General features: G+C 60.6%; 14 protein-coding genes. 5 read left to right on the top strand and 9 right to left on the bottom strand.

Features of this window, described 5'->3' with window-relative positions:
• Window positions 1–56: 56 nt before the first annotated feature.
• From rsmH to arcA, 9 genes are all read right to left on the bottom strand, one after another.
• The gene (rsmH, locus tag DXD24_RS07390; RefSeq protein ID WP_006234266.1) at window positions 57–1,022 is read right to left on the bottom strand and encodes a 16S rRNA (cytosine(1402)-N(4))-methyltransferase RsmH; all 966 of its coding nucleotides are present in this window, start codon (window positions 1,020–1,022) and stop codon (window positions 57–59) included.
• A 20-nt stretch (window positions 1,023–1,042) separates the two neighbouring features.
• Window positions 1,043–1,477: a division/cell wall cluster transcriptional repressor MraZ gene (locus DXD24_RS07385; RefSeq protein WP_006234269.1), complete on the bottom strand. Its 435-nt coding sequence runs from the start codon at window positions 1,475–1,477 to the stop codon at window positions 1,043–1,045.
• 462 nt (window positions 1,478–1,939) lie between these two features.
• Window positions 1,940–2,881 carry a site-specific tyrosine recombinase XerD gene (gene xerD / locus DXD24_RS07380; protein WP_199407928.1) on the bottom strand — a complete coding sequence of 314 codons (942 nt, stop codon included), beginning with the start codon at window positions 2,879–2,881 and terminating at the stop codon, window positions 1,940–1,942.
• A 2-nt stretch (window positions 2,882–2,883) separates the two neighbouring features.
• Window positions 2,884–4,545, bottom strand: coding sequence for a CTP synthase (locus tag DXD24_RS07375; protein ID WP_006234274.1), 1,662 nt, complete (start codon window positions 4,543–4,545; stop codon window positions 2,884–2,886).
• Between the two features lie 178 nt (window positions 4,546–4,723).
• Window positions 4,724–5,062, bottom strand: a complete 339-nt coding sequence (locus DXD24_RS07370; protein WP_117564669.1) for a hypothetical protein — start codon at window positions 5,060–5,062, stop codon at window positions 4,724–4,726.
• A gap of 256 nt (window positions 5,063–5,318) precedes the next feature.
• A complete protein-coding gene (locus DXD24_RS07365; protein ID WP_117564670.1) occupies window positions 5,319–6,800 on the bottom strand; it encodes a DUF1846 domain-containing protein in 1,482 nt (493 codons plus the stop codon).
• A 605-nt stretch (window positions 6,801–7,405) separates the two neighbouring features.
• On the bottom strand, window positions 7,406–8,893 hold the full coding sequence (locus DXD24_RS07360; protein WP_370446252.1) for a YfcC family protein: 1,488 nt from the start codon (window positions 8,891–8,893) through the stop codon (window positions 7,406–7,408).
• A gap of 138 nt (window positions 8,894–9,031) precedes the next feature.
• Window positions 9,032–10,027, bottom strand: a complete 996-nt coding sequence (gene argF, locus DXD24_RS07355) for an ornithine carbamoyltransferase (RefSeq protein WP_117564674.1) — start codon at window positions 10,025–10,027, stop codon at window positions 9,032–9,034.
• Between the two features lie 105 nt (window positions 10,028–10,132).
• Window positions 10,133–11,374 carry an arginine deiminase gene (gene arcA / locus DXD24_RS07350; RefSeq protein ID WP_117564676.1) on the bottom strand — a complete coding sequence of 414 codons (1,242 nt, stop codon included), beginning with the start codon at window positions 11,372–11,374 and terminating at the stop codon, window positions 10,133–10,135.
• Between the two features lie 557 nt (window positions 11,375–11,931).
• Between arcA and ppk1 the strand changes: the two genes are divergently transcribed.
• The 5 genes from ppk1 (at window position 11,932) to DXD24_RS07325 (ending at window position 18,090) form a co-directional block, all read left to right on the top strand.
• Window positions 11,932–14,334 (top strand): polyphosphate kinase 1, encoded by a 2,403-nt coding sequence (gene ppk1, locus DXD24_RS07345; protein ID WP_233502358.1) that lies wholly within the window; start codon window positions 11,932–11,934, stop codon window positions 14,332–14,334.
• A 98-nt stretch (window positions 14,335–14,432) separates the two neighbouring features.
• On the top strand, window positions 14,433–15,761 hold the full coding sequence (rlmD, locus tag DXD24_RS07340; protein WP_117564380.1) for a 23S rRNA (uracil(1939)-C(5))-methyltransferase RlmD: 1,329 nt from the start codon (window positions 14,433–14,435) through the stop codon (window positions 15,759–15,761).
• Between the two features lie 106 nt (window positions 15,762–15,867).
• Window positions 15,868–16,410, top strand: a complete 543-nt coding sequence (locus tag DXD24_RS07335) for a DJ-1 family glyoxalase III (protein ID WP_117646473.1) — start codon at window positions 15,868–15,870, stop codon at window positions 16,408–16,410.
• A complete protein-coding gene (locus DXD24_RS07330; RefSeq protein ID WP_117564381.1) occupies window positions 16,407–16,988 on the top strand; it encodes a nucleoside triphosphate pyrophosphatase in 582 nt (193 codons plus the stop codon). The genes DXD24_RS07335 and DXD24_RS07330 overlap by 4 nt, the downstream gene beginning before the upstream one ends.
• Before the next feature lie 100 nt (window positions 16,989–17,088).
• The gene (locus DXD24_RS07325; RefSeq protein WP_117646472.1) at window positions 17,089–18,090 is read left to right on the top strand and encodes a P1 family peptidase; all 1,002 of its coding nucleotides are present in this window, start codon (window positions 17,089–17,091) and stop codon (window positions 18,088–18,090) included.
• The last annotated feature ends 230 nt before the right edge of the window (window positions 18,091–18,320 follow it).

Below are 18,320 nucleotides of genomic sequence, written 5' to 3'. Positions count from 1 at the left end.
TGTGTTTAAGCTTCGTTTATGGTGCGAGCGGGAGGTCCAATATCGCGCGGTCGTGCCTACAGACGCTGCGCCACGCGGATTTTGGCTGATCTCGCCCGAGGGTTGCGCTCAACCTCATCAGGCTGGGCAACCAAGGGTTTGCGGGTGATGACCTTGAGTATCGGCACGTTGCCGCACACGCACACCGGAATCTCCGGCGGACACGTGCACCCTTGGCTCATCTCCTTAAAGTGGTTCTTTACGATACGGTCCTCGAGCGAGTGATACGAGATGACGCAGATACGTCCGCCCGGGTTGAGCCACCTGGTGGCGGCATCAAGCCCTCGTTCGAGCACATCGAGCTCGTGATTGACCTCGATGCGAATGGCCTGGAAACTTTTCTTGGCCGGGTGTCCGCCATGCCGACGAGCGGCAGCCGGGATACCCGCCTTGATGATCTCGACAAATTGGCCGGTGGTTTCGATCGGTTCTTGCTCGCGGCGGCGCACGATCTCGCGCGCGATCTGCGAGGCGAACTTCTCTTCGCCGTAGACGCGTAGAATCCGGGCGAGGTCGTGTTCGTTATAGGTGTTGATGACCTCAGCTGCGTTTAAGGTGTTATTACCCGGATCCATCCGCATGTCCAATGGGGCGTCCTCGTTATACGAAAAGCCCCTGCCAGGGATATCGAGTTGCGGCGACGAAACGCCCAAATCGAACAGGAAGCCATCGACCCCGGGCACCTCGGCCGAGCAAAGCAGCTCGTCCAAGTCGCCGAAGTTGCCCTTCAGCAGCTGGTGCGGAACGCCGGGAACCTCGCGGTCCAGACGGGCGCCAGCGGCCTCGAGGGCCATGTCGTCCTGGTCGACGCCGAGCAAAAGGCCCGTCTCCCCCACCTGCGCGGCCATCTTTACCGAATGGCCGGCACCGCCAAGGGTGCAATCGCAGACAACGGAGCCGCTCTTTAGCCGCAGCGACTCAAGCACTTCGCCGAGCATGACAGGTTCATGCCGATATTCTTGTGTCAAGATCCCACGCTCCATCCGTTACCCGTGCCTTGCCCTTACGAGAAGAAGAGGTCCAGCAGGGCCTCATCGTCATCGTCCTCATCGGCCGCGGCGCGATCCCAAACCTCAAGGTGGTCGTAGTTGCCCACAACCGTGACCTCGCGGTCGAGGTTCGCCTGCTTGCGGAGAGACTCGGAAAGACCGATACGACCGGCGCTGTCCACATCCATCGACGTGGTGCGCTTGTTGATCGCCCTCATGAGCTTCTGGTCGTTAATGTCACGCGGGTTAAAACCCTCGTGGCCCTCACGACCCGCGAAGAGTCCTTCGACCCACTTATCGAAGGCCTCGGCAGAGAACACGTACAGAGCATCGACATCCAGGGCTTTGAACACGCGAACGTGCTCTCCAAGCTCCTCGCGAAGGGGTGCAGGCAGGGACAGACGACCTTTTGCATCGAGATTGCGCTCGTATGCACCAGTCATTCCCATGTGCGCCCTCCCCTCGGTTACTCAGATGGCACGTACGCGGGGAACCACACCGCCTGTCGACGTCATCAATAATATGGGGAACCGCCCCATTTTTCAACACCTTTTCCCACCCCTTCCCCCACCCCTCCCCACTATTCCACCCCCAATATGTTGTAAAACACCCTCGAGCATATGTTCGAAAACACAATATGTTGTGTTTGCAGCAAAGGCGGGATGCCACCTGTAGAACCACGCCCGCGAACCTCAACCTTCAAGTTGACCTTGAGGCGATTTTTACGTCCCTTTACACGCCGTTCACATCGCCCCCAAACTCCCCCACCCACGGTACACACGGCCCACCGCCGCGTCGGTGTCTAGCGAAAAATGGGACGAGCCCCAGATTGCCCATGCGCGCAAAAGTGCGTCTCGGCAATCTGGGGCCCGTCCCCTTTAGTATTTATAAATATGCAGGTCAGCGAGGTGCTAGCGATGTGCTAGCGGATGCGCCGCCAGATAGACCTCGGTCAGTTGCGTTCGGTCGACATGCGTGTAGACCTGGGTGGTCGAAATATCGGCATGGCCCAAAATCTCCTGCAGCACACGCAGGTCGGCACCGCCCGCGAGCATGTGGGTGGCAAAGGAGTGGCGCAAGGTATGGGGATGGAGCCCCACCAGCCCCACCTGACGCCCATACCGCTCGCATATCGCATGCACGGCCTGGCGCGACAGGCGACGTCCGTTCTTATTTAAAAAGACCGCCGAGGTCTCGGTTCCGCGGGCATGGGCCGCCAAGCGAGAACGTCCCTCAGTTACATAGAGCGTCAGAGCTCGCGCCGCGCTTCCCACCAGTGGGGACAGGCGTTCCTTTGAGCCCTTACCGCGAACGAGTACAAAGCCATCGTCAATATGGATATCGCCCACATCGAGCCCAACCAGCTCACTCACACGCAAACCGCATCCGTAGAGCACTTCCAAGATGGCATGGTCGCGCAGTCCCATCTCGCCCTCGGGAAAGTCTTGATCGAGCAGCGCCGAGACATCCTCCACCGATAGATACTCCGGCAAACGCTCAGCCTTTTTAGGCAGGCGCAACGCCGCCGTCGGGTTTTGGGCCACGGCCCCATCGCGCACCAAAAAGGCATGCAGGCCCTTCACGGCAGCAAGCGCGCGCTCCACCGAGGCGTCGGAATAGCCTCCGCCGCGGCGATCGGCAACAAAGCCCTCCACGACCTGACGGGTCACCTCTTCAAAAGACACAATACCCGCCCGCTCCAGATAGGCGCAGTACGTCGTCAGGTCACGACGATAGGCCACAATCGTGTTGCGCGCCAAGCCCCGCTCGACCGCGAGGTAATCGAGATACTCCCCCGCCGCCACGGCGAGCGACGAGGGAGTAGCTTCGGTATGTTCCTTATTCGCCGGCACCCTTAGTCCGTAGCGAGGTTCATGGGCGTCACCTGCAGACGGTCGACACCCTCGTGCTGGCCGATCGAAGCGCGCACGAACTCGCGGAACAGCGGCTGCGGGTTGGTCGGGCGGCTCTTGAACTCGGGGTGAGCCTGGGTTGCCACATACCACGGATGAACGTCGCGCGGCAGCTCGACCATCTCGACCAGGCGCTCGTCGGGCGACAAACCCGAGATAACCAAACCGGCGTCCTCGAGCTGGTCGCGGAAGGCGTTGTTGAACTCAAAGCGGTGACGGTGACGCTCGTAGACGAGTTCCTCGCCATATGCCTCACGAGCAAGAGTATCGGCGGCGAGCTTGCACGGATAGGCGCCCAGGCGCATGGTGCCGCCCTTCTCGGTCACGTCCTCCTGCGAGCTCATCAGATCGATGACGCTATACGGACCGTCCGGATCAAACTCGGAGGAGCTGGCACCAGCAAGGCCAACGACATTGCGGGCGAACTCGCACACGGCGACCTGCATACCCAGGCAAATGCCCAGATACGGAATCTTGTGCTCACGGGCAAACTCGGCCGCGAGGATCTTGCCCTCCAGGGCGCGCTTGCCAAAGCCGCCGGGGACCAGGATGCCCGAGGCGTCGCCCAGAACCTCGGAGACATTCTGCTCGTCGAGGCTCTCGCCGTCGACTAGCTGGACGTCCACATGGCGATCGTAGAAGACGCCCGCATGGTGCAGGGCCTCGATAACCGACAGGTACGCATCGGGCAGCTGCGTGTACTTACCCACGACGGCGATCTTCACCTTGTCGGCGTGATGGTTGGCGTGATTCTGTTTGCGCAGGAACTCGTTCCACTCACTCATGTCGCGCTCACGCGGATCGAGACCCAGACGCTCGCAAATGCGCAGGTCAAAGTCCTGCTCGGCGAGTAGCTGCGGAACATCGTAGATGCTCGCGCAGTCCTCGTTGGTAAAGACACAGTCGGTGTCGACGTCGCAGAAGCTTGCGATCTTGCCGCGGATGGCATCGTCGATATGGTGGTCGGAACGCAGAACGATAATATCGGGCTGGATACCAAAGCTGCGGAGCTCCTTGACGGAGTGTTGCGTCGGCTTGGTCTTGACCTCGTGGGCGGCGGCGATATAGGGAACGAGCGACACGTGGATGTAGCAGACGTTCTCGGGGCCGGCCTCCTTGCGGTACTGGCGAATGGCCTCGACAAACGGCTGCGACTCAATGTCGCCGATGGTGCCGCCCAACTCAGTGATGACCACATCGGAGCCGGTCTGCTCCTCAATACGACGGAACTTATCCTTAATGGCGTTCGTGACGTGCGGAATCACCTGCACGGTGCCGCCCAAAAAGTCACCGCGACGTTCACGGGCGATCAGGCTCTTATAGATGGCACCAGTCGTAAAGTTGGAATCACGGGTCAGGTTCTCGTCAATAAAGCGTTCGTAGTGGCCCAGGTCCAGATCGGACTCGTAGCCGTCCTCGGTCACAAAGACCTCGCCATGCTGGAACGGGCTCATGGTGCCGGGGTCGACGTTCAGATACGGGTCAGCCTTTTGCATCGTTACCTTGTAGCCGCGCGACTTGAGCAGACGGCCCAGCGAGGCCGCGGTAATACCCTTGCCCAGAGACGAAACCACGCCGCCGGTCACGAACACATGCTTAGTCATATTGAGTTACCTGCGCTTCCCGTAGAAGTTGTCCATACACATCTTACGGGTCTTCATTGTAATACTCGCGACGCGCGCCGCACGCAATTTTTCTTACGTGCAATCGCATTTCTCCATCTCGAAACAAAACGCCGCCCGGTTGCCCAGGCGGCGTCGTTTCCGCTATGAATGCATGCTGTTATCGATCGGCGAGTTCGTCCTTGATTAAGTCCTGCACGAGCATACCGGCACGGACGCCCTCTAGATACCACTCGCCACGCTCCGTGAGACAAATACCATTTGCGAGCTGGCCGCCGTCGTCGCTGTAGCGCGAGACGACCTCAATGATGTCTTCGGATTCCAAGCGCTCAATTGCCGCGCGGGCGCGATACGGAGACACCCCCACACGCTCGGCAAGCGTCTTGCGCGAAAAGCCATAAAATCCGCCGTTGTCTTCGGATTGCTGAGCGATCTCCATCAGCACCTGCACCTCGACACGCTTCATATCGTTGACACTCGCACGACCCTTGCCCGCCATAGCAGCCTCCTCAAACCGAGCACGAGCATCTAACGCGCCGTGCGCGACCGACACACCTCACGATGTCAGGTAATATCCATCATGCGGCATCCCGCTAAGGATGAAACAGTTATGGTTATTGTATACCGCTCAAATTGTTTCTAGGCAGGTAAACGGCTATTTTTCGCCGAAATAGGCTCTTTATTGATCAAAAAGCCGTACCGGGCGCTAACCCGATACGGCCAAAATGCAATGCAATTACCGCGGTGCTTCAAACTTAGCGATGGAAGAAACCGCGGCGCTCAAACTTGGGCTCGCAGCACACGTTGATACCCAGTTTGCGCAGTACCGTCTCGTCCGTCGGCGAGATGATCACGCTAAAGAAGGCATCGCAACCGCGCAACTGCTCCAGGCCCAAAAGGACGCGAGCGGCCGTCTCACTCGTGGCCGAGGTGATCGACAGCGCCATAAGCGTCTCGTCGGTGTGGAGGCGCGGGTTTTTACTTCCCAGGAAATGCGTCTTGAGCTTGCTGATGGGCTCGATCGCCTCATCGCTAATGACCTCGAGCTCAAGGTCGACGCCCGAGACATGCTTGAGGGCGTTCATAATGAGCGAACTTGCGGCGCCCAGGCGCGTGGAGGTCTTACCGGTCACCACGGAGCCATCGGGCATGACCATGGCACCCACGGGACCACCCGTCAGCTGCTCCCTGGTGAGGGCCGCCGAGCGCGCCGGTGAGTAGTTCTTATCGATGCCGGCTTTCTTCATAATAATCTTGAGACGGTCAACTTGCTCATCGCCCACGCCGGTACGGCGCACATTTTCGACCGCGGTAAAGTAGCGGCGGACGATCTCCATCTTGGAAGCGTCGCGGCAGGCATCGTCATCGGTGATGGCAAAGCCGACCATATTGACGCCCATGTCCGTAGGGCTCTGGTAGGGGCTCTTGCCCAGGATCTTTTCCATCAGGGCACGGACTACCGGGAAGGCCTCGACGTCGCGGTTGTAGTTGACCGTGGTCTTGTTGTAGGCCTCAAGGTGGAACGAATCGATGATATTGGCGTCGTCGAGGTCAGCCGTGGCGGCCTCGTAGGCAATATTGACCGGATGCGTCAGAGGAAGATTCCAGACCGGGAAGGTCTCAAACTTGGCATAGCCGGCGGCGGTACCGTGCTTATGCTCGTGATACAGCTGCGAGAGGCAAGTGGCGAGCTTGCCCGAGCCGGGGCCGGGTGCCGTCACGACAACGAGCGGACGCGTGGTCTCGACAAACTCGTTCTTGCCGTAGCCATCGTCGGACACGATCAGATCGACATCGTGCGGATACCCCTCGATGGGATAGTGCAGCTTGGCGGGAATACCGAGCGCGTTCAAGCGGTTGCGGAACACATCGGCAGCAGGCTGGCCGGCGTACTGGGTGATAACCACAGCCGCGACGGCAAAGCCGTTGCCGCGGAACAGGTCAACCAGGCGCAGCACATCCTCGTCATAGGTAATGCCAAGGTCACCACGAGCCTTGTTTTTCTCGATGTGGTTCGCGTTGATCGCGATGATAACCTCGACATCGTCGGCGATGCTCTTGAGCATGCGGAACTTGCTGTCCGGTTCAAAACCCGGCAGCACTCGGCTCGCATGATAGTCATCGAACAGCTTACCGCCAAACTCCAAATAGAGCTTGCCACCAAACTGCGAGATGCGCTCCTTAATGTGAGCAGCCTGCAGCTCGATATACTTCGCGTTGTCGAAACCCTGGCGCATGTATGGCTCCCGTCCCGTTTCGTAAATTAAGTTCCTACGCGATTATAACGGAGCCTGCCCTCCCCGATGCCCAGGCCATCAACAGGCACCAACCAAACACGCCATCGATAAGTTGCGGTGAAATAGCTCCTGTTTAACCCCTCAAGACGGCCAAACGGGAACTATTCCACCGCAACTTCCCCTTTTGGCGCAAAGTAACCTGACCCCTTTGCACCAACAGCAGAAACGTCGCGGGCAGAGAACGGACAGCGAACAGGCACCAGAGCGAGCAAGCCGCCCCCTGCGCCAACAATGGCAGCGCCGCAGGTTGAGCATAAGTCAGCGAAAGCCCACCAGAGCGAGCAAGGTGACGTGAAAGAGGGGGGCATAGGCCTTTTGGCCATGCCCGACGATTGAACGTCAGATTGCCGCTCTGGCGGGCTTGCAGCGTCGAGGGGTTCCGGCGTTTGGCAAAACGCCGGAACACAAGAGCGCCCCCTCCCGCGCACGGAACGGGAGGGGGCTAAAGGTAGGAGTCTACCGGTGGGGTTACCCCACCGGACAGACGATGACCAGGTGATCCTTTACAGGATCGTCATGGTTTCCGTGGGGTACCCAAGGGGTACTTAGAGCATCACGCAAGCGACGGTCAGGATGACGGCGCAGACGACGGAGAGAGCGACGATGAGCTTAAGCGCAAACTTGAGCCAGGTCGTCCACTCGATCTTGGCCAAGGCAAGACCGCCCATGATGGCGCCAGAGGTCGGGGTGAACAGGTTCACGACACCGATGGCGGCGGAGAAGATCATGACCATGACCTCGGGCGAGAAGCCGAGCTTAACAGCCAGCGGTCCCATGATGGGCATGGAGACAGTAGCCATACCGGAGGTCGAGGGGATCAGGAAGGACAGGCCGAAGTAGACCAGGAAGCTCATGGGAGCGAAGATCACGCCGGACAGGCCAGCCAGAGCATTGGCGGCAGCGTCGAGGACGTAGACGTCGAGGCCGGTGCTAGCCATGAGGACGGAGATACCACGGGCGAGGGCAATGACGAGGACAACGGACATCATGTCGGCAGCGCCGGTGATGAAGGTGTTGACGATCTGCTTCTCGGAGAGGCCACCGATGATACCGATCAGGATAGCCATGAGGAAGAACCAGGTGGAAGCCTCGTCGAAGTACCACTGGCCAATGGGCAGGCCGGTGATCAGGGCAGACCAGCCCTGGACGATGGCGTTACCGTCGGCGTCATAGACAGCGCCAGCATCGAAGAAGTTGGCGACGCCCTCGTTGAGGTCGGCCAGCGGGATGAAGCCGACGATCATGACGACGAAGGTGAAGGCAAAGGCGATCAGAACACCCTTCTGACGACCGGTGAGCTTGACCTCCTTGTGAACCTCGGAAGCAGCCTTGCCGTGAGCCTCTTCGGCGTCCTTGAGCTCCTGCATCGAAAGGATGGTGGAACCCTTGTCAGCCTTGACCTTCTTGGCATAGCTCATGACGAAGAGGATGGACATAACAGTGGTAACAATCCACAGGACGGCACCGAGGCCGATGATGATGGACTGGTTGACCTCAATGCCAACGCCAGTCAGAGCGTCAACGGCAGCACCGACGGCAAACGGGTTAACCGTGGAGCCGAGGCAGCCGCAACCAGCGCCGAGCAGGACGGTAGCAGCGCCGACCATGGGGTCGAAGCCAGCAGCCATCATGGTGGCGGCGAGCAGGGCGTAGAAGGGAACGGTCTCCTCGCACATACCATAGGTGGTACCACCGAGGGAGAAGATGAACATCAGCACGGGAATGAGCATAATCTCATTGCCCTTAAGCTTCTGCACCAGAACGGCAATGCCGTTGTCCAGGGCGCCGGTCTCGGTCATCATGCCGAGGAAGCCACCGAGGATCATAACGAAGAGGCAGACGGGCAGAGCGTCAGCGAAGCCCTTGACCGGGGCGGTGCAGAAATCGCTCAAGCGGGCAGCGGTAACCGCGCCACCGGACGTACCGGAGACGATAACGGTAACAACCGCGACGATTGCCAGCAGAGCAAGAAGAATGGTGAACGATGAAGGCATACCGCGCTTTTTCTTAGCGGTCTCAGTCATAGTTCTCATCCCCCCTTCATAAATCATTTACTGATCTCGCCCGAAGCGGCTCTTCCGTGCCGTGCATGTCGCTCAGTGCGAGATTTTTACCAGACAAAAGTGCTCGGGGTGCGCAGCAATGCACCCCGAGCGAGATGCTAGATGCTCTTACTTGAGCGTAGCGTACATGACAGCCTTGATGGTGTGCATGCGGTTCTCGGCCTCGTCGAAGACCTTGGAAGCGGGGCTCTCGAAGACCTCGTCGGTGACCTCCTGCTCGGTGATGCCGAACTGCTCGCACTTCTCGGCGCCAATCGTGGTGTTGGTGTCGTGGAAGCTGGGCAGGCAGTGCAGGAAGATGGCGCCCGGGTTGGCCATAGCCATGACCTCGGAGGTAACGCGATACGGGGTGAGCTGAGCGATGCGCTCGGCCCAGACCTCGTCGGGCTCGCCCATGGAGACCCACACGTCGGTGTAGAGAACGTCAGCACCGGTGACGCCGTCCTTGACGTCGGTGGTCAGCTTGATGGTGCAGCCGTTGGCCTCAGCGATAGGCTTGCAGGCCTCGATGACGTCGTCAGCGGGCATGCACTCCTCGGGGCCGCAGGCCACGAAGTTCATGCCGAGCTTGGAGCAGACGACCATGAGGGAGCGAGCGACGTTGTTCTTGCAGTCGCCCATGAAGACGAGGGTCTTGCCCTTGATGTCGTAGTTGAAGTTCTCCTGGACGGTCAGGATGTCGGCGAGCATCTGGGTGGGGTGCCACTCGGTGGTCAGGCCGTTCCAGACGGGAACGCCAGCCTTAGCGGAGAGCTCCTCGACGTCGTCCTGAGCGAAGCCACGGAACTCGATGCCGTCATACATGCGGCCGAGAACGCGGGCGGTGTCCTCGATGGACTCCTTCTTGCCCATCTGCGACGAACCCGGATCGAGGTAGGTGACGCCCATGCCCAGATCCATGCCGCCAACCTCGAAGGCGCAGCGGGTACGAGTGGAGGTCTTCTGGAAGAGCAGAACGATGTTCTTGCCCTCGAGATAACGGTGCGGAACGCCAGCGCGCTTCATGTCCTTGAAGTTCTTGGAGAGCTTGAGCAGGTACTCGATCTCCTCGGTGGTGAGGTCGAGGAGCTTGAGGAAGCTACGGCCGGAGAGGTTAACGCCCATGGTTCGTTTCCTTTCGAAGAAATGAATTACGTAAGTATTAGTGTTGCCCGTTTGACGGGCGAAACCGGTGCGGTTGTAGGGGGACCGCACCGGAAACGGAAAGACTTAGAGGTCCTCGCGCCAGAAGGGCATGCTCATGCAGCGCGGGCCGCCGCGGCCGCGGGAGAGCTCGGCGGAGGGCACGACGAGAAGGTCCAGGCCCTCCTTGTACAGCACGTCGTTGGTGACGGTGTTGCGGGCGTAGACACAGATCTTGCCGGGCTCGACGCACAGGGTGTTGGAGCCGTCGTTCCACTGCTCGCGGGAGGCCGCGATCGGGTCGCCGCCGCCGCAGGGGATCAGCTTGACCTGGTCGACGCCGGTGGCGTCCTCCAGGACGTGCTCGAGGGTGTCCTCGATCAGGCGGATGTTGACCTCGCCCGGGTTCTTGCCGGCGGTCAGCTCGTAGACGCGCAGGGTGCCCATGATGGCGGGGTGGATCGTGAACTTATCGACGTCGATCTGGGTGAAGACCGTGTCGAGGTGCATGAAGGCGCGCGAGACCGGGATGTCGAAGGCCAGGATGCGCTCGACCTTGGAGTCGGAGTTCCAGAAGATGTTCTGGGCCATGACGTCGATGGCCGCGGCCTGGGTGCGCTGGGAGATGCCGACGGCGAGGGTCTTCTCGTTGATGTTCAGCACGTCGCCGCCCTCGGTGTGGAACTGGCAGTCGCGGCGGAAGTACAGGGAGACGTCCTTGTAGTCGGGGTGGTACTTGAAGACGTACTTGCCGTACAGGGTCTCGCGGTTGCGGGTGACCGAGTACATGCGGTTGAGGTTGACGCCCTCGCCGACGACCGCGAACGGGTCGCGGGTGAAGTAGAGGTTGGGCATCGGGTCGATGATCAGGTCGGACTCGGACTCGGAGTTGACCAGGGAGTCGAGGGTCGTGGACGCCGTGAGGGGCATGTCGATCTCGGCCTTGGTCATGCCGGCCATGGTCTTCTTGACGAACTCGAGGTTGTCCTCGATGGAGTCCAGCTTCTCGCGGACGATCTGCGGCATGTGCTGGCCGCGGATGCCGGCCTCGGCGATGTACTGGTCGGTGAACTCGGCGCGGGCGCCGGGGACCTGGTCGAACACCTCGGCGACGAGGTTCTCGAGGTAGAGCACCTCGACGCCCTGGTCCCTCAGGATCTGGGCGAAGGTGTCGTGCTCCTGCTGCGCGACCTCCAGGAACGGGACGTCGTCGAACAGGAGTCGCTCGAGCTCGTCGGGCGGCAGGTTGAGGAGCTCGTCGCCGGGACGGTGCAGGCAGACCTTCCTGAGCTTGCCGATCTCGGAAGGCACGTGCAGACCTTTCGTCATGGCCTCCTACCTTTCTTTCGGGCCTTTCGGCCGAATCTCTCAGCACCCTTCCGTAACGGGTGCTGCTTGCTGACAGCTCTAGTTATATCCAAATATCACCCGCAATTCCACCTCGCCCCCGAACGGTCAACAAAGTTCGATGAACGGTATATCGAATATGATTCCCCCATAATGCACTTCGGCGTTCTAAAGTAGCTTTTCTAAGGTAAATGCTCTTTTTTCTTAAAAATCATTCGCAATCACAACTCCAATCTTTCGATTAAGAATTGCATATCTAAAACGGTTTTATGTATATAAATGACGCTTGTTCGTGTTTCTGTCTGTATTCGATGATATTCAGCTACCTATCATTCTTATTCACACATACTCACCAGTTGAGTGAGGATATAGACCGTTTTTCACAACGCGAAGGGCGTCAGCTCTATGGCTTGTCAGCGTAAGAAGTAGGTAAAGATACCGTTCACGCGATACGTCCGTGCCATAGGTCGACTAAATTGAGACAATAGTGAATAGTGTTAGGCAACCGTCCCCCACGGGGACTGAACGGACAGATGCATATGCCGAGCAAAATCGAAAAAAAGCAAGCCGCTGCAAAGCTGCGTAAGCCGCCGCGCGACTTCTCGTACACGCAGAACCGAGAGCTCAGCTGGCTGCGCTTTGACAACCGTGTGCTTGACGAAGCCTTCGACGAGACCGTTCCGCTGTTCGAGCGGCTAAAGTTCGTGTCGATTTTCGAGTCTAACCTCGATGAGTTTCTCATGGTGCGCGTGGGCGGCCTGTCCGATCTGGCAGAGCTCAAAAAACAGCCTGTCGACAACAAGAGCAATATGACCGCCTCCGAACAGGTCGATGCTGTCATGGCCGAAATGCCCGGGCTCCTTACCCGATGGGAGTCCATCTTTAAGAGCATCGAGGGCAAGCTCGACACCCTGGGCGTTCACCGCGCCCGCATCGATTCGCTTACGCCCGAGGAGCGCACCTTTGTAACCCGTTACTTCCAGGCCTACGTGTCGCCGGTCATCTCACCGCTGGTGATTGACCCGCGCCACCCCTTCCCCAACCTGCGCAACGGCGCACTCTACCTGGCCTGCGGCCTGGACGGCGTCACCGACGAGGAGAGTCTGCTGGGCCTTATCGAGATTCCCACCTCGATGAACCGCGTGGTCGAGGTCCCCTCGTCCACCGGCACCTACTCCTACATCTTGCTCGAGGACGTCATCCTCGCCTGCCTGGACAGCTGCTTTGGCTCCTATAAGCCGCTCGACCGCGCGCTCATCCGCGTCACCCGCAACGCCGACATCGACCCGGACGGCGAGGGCGTCGAGGAGGAAGAGGATTACCGTCAGCACATGAAGCGCATCCTCAAGAAACGCTTGCGCCTGCAGCCGGTGGTGCTCGCGGTCTCGGGGTCGCTCGAGAAGGCGACGCTCAAGACCATCCGCAAGGCGCTCGAGCTTTCGCGCCGCTCTGTCTTTACCTGCGATATCCCGCTCGACCTGGGCTACGTCTTTGGCATTGAGGGCAAGATTCCCGAGCACCTGCGCAACGAGCTGCTCTTTACGCCGTTTAAGCCGCAGCCCAACCCCACCATCGATATGACCCGCTCCATCCGCGAGCAGGTACTTCAGCACGACAAGCTGCTCTTTTATCCCTATGAGGCCATGAACCCCTTCCTGGATCTGGTGCACGAGGCCGCCTACGACCCCGAGTGCATCTCACTGCGCATCACGCTCTACCGCGTGGCCAAGCAGAGCCGCCTGTGCGAGTCGCTGATCGATGCCGCCGAGAACGGCAAAGAGGTCACGGTGCTCATGGAGCTCCGCGCGCGCTTTGACGAGCAGAACAACATCGAGTGGGCCGAGCGCTTGGAAGAGGCCGGCTGCACCGTCATCTACGGCTCCGAGGGCTTTAAGTGCCACTCCAAGATCTGCCAGCTCACCTATCGCGAGGGCATGGCGCTAACGCGCTTGACGCTGCTGGGCACCGGCAACTTTAACGAGAAGACGGCCAAACTCTACAGCGACTTTATGCTCATGACCGCTCACCCCGGCATCGGCGAGGACGCCAACCTGTTCTTCCGCAACCTGTCGCTGGGCAACCTGCGCGGCGATTACCGCTTCCTGGGTGTGGCGCCCGTCGGACTGAAACCGCTCATCATGCGCGGGCTTGACCGCGAGATCCAGCGCGCCCTCGCCGGCGAGCCCGCCCGCGTGTTTTTTAAACTCAACTCGCTCACCGACCGCGAGGTCATCGACAAGATCGCCGAGGCATCGTGCGCAGGAGTCCGCGTGGACATGATCATCCGCGGCATCTCGTGCCTCAAGCCGGGCGTTCCTGGCAAGACCGAGAACGTGCATGTCCGTTCTATCGTCGGACGCTTTTTGGAGCATGCGCGCGTTTACGCCTTTGGCGTGGACTCGGACATGATCTATCTGAGCTCGGCCGACATGATGACACGCAACACCGAGCACCGCGTGGAGATCGCCTTCCCCGTGCTCGACCCCACCTGCCGCGCCCTGGTGCACGAGTACATGAGCATGCAGCTGCGCGACAACGTGAAGGCCCGCAGCCTCACGAGCGACGGCACCTGGGTCCCCGTGGAGCGCGCAGAGGGTGAGAAACCCTTCAACTCGCAGGAAGCCCTGCTGGAGCGTGCCTACCGCAACGCCGAGGCCGCGCCCGAGCCCGTCATTGAGGCAAAGCCCGCCCCTGCTCCTAAGCCGCAGCCGGCCACACCCGAGGTTCAGAAGGTCCAGGCGACCGTCATTGAGCCCGAGCCCGCACCTGCACCTCAGCCCGAGCCGCAGGCAGCTAAGCCCGCACCCGAGACGAGCGCCCGTCGCGATAAGCCCGCCGGCAAGACCAAGGCCATCGAGCGCCATCGCCCCGGTCGTGTGCGCATGGGCCTGGGCCTGATCGGCCTGGGTCTTAAGACGCTCATTACCGGCAAGACGAAATAGTCGTTTGTAGAAGCAGTTTGTAGAAGCGCCCCGCATTTGAGGAAAGCCTCGGATGCGGGGCGCTTTTCCCTGCTACCATGGTGCGAGCAACAACACGAATGACAGGCAGGGATATGAAGCTCACTATAGAATCGATGACCTACGGCGCCGACGGGCTGGCGCACGCCGACAACGGCAAGGCCGTCTTTGTGCAGGGCGCCGTGGCAGGCGACACCGTCGAGGCCGAGGTCGTACAGGACGGCAAGTCGTTCATGCGCGCCCGCACGACCGAGATTCTGGAGCCGAGCCCCGATCGCATTCAGCCCCCCTGCCCCTTCGTTGGCATCTGCGGCGGTTGTTCGTGGGGCAATCTCTCACGCACGGCACAGCTCGCCGCCAAGGAGCAAAACCTGCGCTCCACGCTCGAGCGCATCGGCAAGTTCGCTCCTGAGCAGGTCGATGAGTTGGTACAGCCCATCTGCCACACCAAGGACGACTGGGGCTACCGCAATAAAATCGAGCTCGAACCGACCGTCGTCAACGGTCGCGTGCGCCTTGGCATGCACGGTGTCGACCCCAGCAAAATCGTGACCGTCGATGCGTGCCCGCTGTTCGATAAGCGCTTCCCGAAGGCGCTCAAATCGGTCGTCGGCGCACTCAACTATCTAAGCGGCAGCCATGACTTGGGACTCGAACGCGTGGGCATTCGTGCATCGCGCCGTACCAAGGCACTCGAGGTCGCACTCTGGACGCCTACAGGCTCTTTTCCGCGCTCGCAGGTCTCCCGCGTGCTGGCGGACGCCGCTCATCCCACGAGCATCGTGCGCGTGATGAGCAAGGGCGAAAAGAAGGCCCGCCGTGTCTCCAAGGTCGAAATGCTCGCCGGAGAGGGCTCATGGACCGAGAATATCGCCGAGGGTCAGATGCGCTTGTCCGCCCCGTCTTTTTTCCAGGTCAACACCAAGGGTGCTGAGATTTTGATCGAGCTTGTCATGGAAGCGCTCGACCCGCAAGAAGACGAGCTTGCCGTGGACCTGTACTGCGGCGCCGGAACCTTTACCCTGCCGCTCGCCCGCCGCTGCGACTTCGTCGCCGCCGTCGAGGCCTACGGCCCGGCCGTGCGCGACCTGCGCCGTAACCTGGAGATCAACAAGCTTGATAACGTCGACGTCATTGGCGGAGACGCGGTGCGCGAGTTCCCCGACCAGGATGCCGACGTCTTGGTGGTCGACCCGCCGCGCGCAGGCCTCGCCCCCGAGGCGATCGACCTTATCGCCAGCACGAGTGCTCGCGATGTCGCCTACGTGAGCTGCGACCCGGCCACCCTGGCGCGCGATCTCAAACGCTTTGTCGAAGAAGGCACCTTCTCCCCCGTCAAGATCACGCCAGTCGACCTGTTCCCGCAAACCTTCCACTGCGAGACCGTCGTCCACCTTAGGCGCAACTAGTCACTCAATCATTGCTCAGATAAATCATTGAGAAATCGAGCGTGGCAAGCGGAGGTCTTCGGGGTATAAGACGGCTAATTGTATGCCGCCTATGAAAGGAACCCTCATGCCCAGCGTTGCCGTTCTCGCCGCCGATGGCTTTGAAACTATTGAATGCTTGACCATGGTCGATGTCATGCGTCGCGGCGGTGTGCGTGCCACGCTCGTCTCGATTATGCCCACACGTGAGGTCGTAAGCTCGCTGCAGATCCCCGTGACCTGCGATGCGCTCTTTGATGAGATCAACTTTGACGAGTACGGCTGCGTCGTGCTGCCCGGCGGCTTGCCCGGTGCCACCAACCTGCGTGCCGATCAGCGCGTCTGCGACGTGGTCTGCGAGTTCGCCGCGACCAAGCACGTTGCCGCCATCTGCGCCGCCCCGTTTATCCTGGGCGAGCTCGACCTACTCGAGGGGCGCCACGCCACGTGCTTCCCTGGCTTTGAGAAAAGCTTCCCCGAAGGCGCCTATACCGGCGAGAAGGTTACGCAAGACGGCAACATCATCACCGCCAGCGGCATGGCCCAGTCGCTCCCCTTTGCGCTTGAGCTGCTGCGCACGCTCGCCGGCGACAAGGCCGTCGAGAAGGTCGCCGAGGGCATTCAGCTATGATTTTGGCTTCGCAATCACCGCGCCGCATCGAGTTGATGCGCGAGGCGGGCTATGACATTCGCGTGATTCCCGCAGATATCGACGAAACGCCTTTTGATGGCGAAGCTCCGCTTACACTCGTCGAGCGCTTGGCGCGTGCCAAAGCCGCCGCCGTTGCCGCCGAGCATGCCGAGCCCAACGAACTGACCGTCGCGGCCGATACTATTGTCACCTTTGACGGCCAAATTTTGGGCAAGCCGGCAGACGGGGACGAGGCGCGCACCATGCTCCGCGAGCTTTCGGGCCGCACGCACCAGGTCGCAACCGGCGTCTGCATCGTTAAAGCCGGCGACGCTACAGCTCCGCATGCCGCCGAGAGCCTGTCGTTTGTCGATGTGACCGACGTGACGTTCTATGAGCTTACCGAAGAGCAGATCGAGCGCTATGTTGCCTCCGGCGAACCCATGGACAAGGCCGGGGCCTACGGCATCCAAGGCACAGGCGGCCGCATGCTTGTGCACGATATTTCGGGTGACTTCTACAACGTGGTGGGCTTGCCCATCGCTCGCGTCGCACGCGCGATTCAAAAACTCTCGTAATTGCATCTGGCGCTGGGTATCCCCCAGCGCCTACAATTTTGCCGTACCGTACGGATCCCGACCGGGCATAAGGCCCGGCGGAAAACCGATAGGAGAAAACATGGACACACTGCTCGAAGCCATCGATGTTTGCAATGTCGATGGCTTTTGCTATGGCAACTATACCGACGAGAAGGCCGGCACCGGCTGCACCGTAATCGTAGCGCCCGAGGGCGCCACCGGCGGTGTCGACGTTCGCGGCGGCGCCCCCGCTTCGCGCGAGTCCGACCTGCTGCGTCCCGAGAACACCGTCGACAAGGTCCACGCCGTCTGCCTTTCGGGCGGATCGGCCTTTGGTCTGGAGGCCGCAAGCGGCGTGGCCCGCGAGCTCGAGAGCCGCGGCATCGGCCTGCCCGTCGGTCCCACACAGGTGCCCATCGTGTGCTCCAGCTGCATCTTCGACCTTGCCTTTGGCGACCCCACGGTGCGTCCCGACATCGAGGCCGGTATCGCTGCCGTGCGTGAGGCACTGGACCACACCCCTGCCTCGCTCGAGCAGGGCAACGTGGGCGCCGGCACCGGCGCCACCGTAGGTAAGCTCATGGGATCTGCCACCTGCATGAAGGCCGGCCTTGGAGCCGCCGCCGTGGCGCTCGGCCCCGTCAAGGTGGGCGCCGTGGTCTCAGTCAATGCCTGTGGCAACGTTGTCGACCCCTTCACCGGCGAGTGGGTCGCCGGTATGCGCGCCGCAGCCGATAGCGACCAGATCGTCGACATGGAACTCGCAGCCTTTGCCGCCGCCGGATCCATGCAGATGCCGCTCGACCGCACCAACACCACCATCAGCTGCATCGTCACCAACGTGGAACTCACTAAGGCACAAGCCACCAAGGTCTCTCAGATGGCCGCAGACGCCTACGCACACGCCATCCGTCCCACGCACACTACCAACGATGGCGACACCATCTACACCCTCGCCAGCGGCAAACTGGGCGCCCAGGCAAGCGCCGTCGTTCCCCTAGACCTGCTGGGCATGCTCGCCGTAAGGGCCCTGCAAACCGCCATCGTAAACGGAGCCAAAAACGCCAAAACCTCCCACGGCATCCCCGGCGCCGCGAGGTAATCTCACTCGTCCGTCGGTCGGAGGCGGGCGGGCATTACGTTTGCTGCTCTACAGTCCTATGCAAGACGAAGGCCACATTAAGTGGCCTTCTTTGCATGCGGAACTCGCGACAAACGTAATGCCCGCCCGCCTCCGACCGACTTCCAACCTTATTCTTTTCAGCCCAGGCCCCTGTGTACCGCGCGGTGACGCATAATTTCTTTCGCAAATTGACAACCGCATAGCGGAAC

The sequence above is a fragment of the Collinsella sp. TF12-2AT genome, from assembly GCF_003436735.1.
Lineage (GTDB): Bacteria > Actinomycetota > Coriobacteriia > Coriobacteriales > Coriobacteriaceae > Collinsella.
This window is presented reverse-complemented; position numbering and strand designations above follow the sequence as displayed.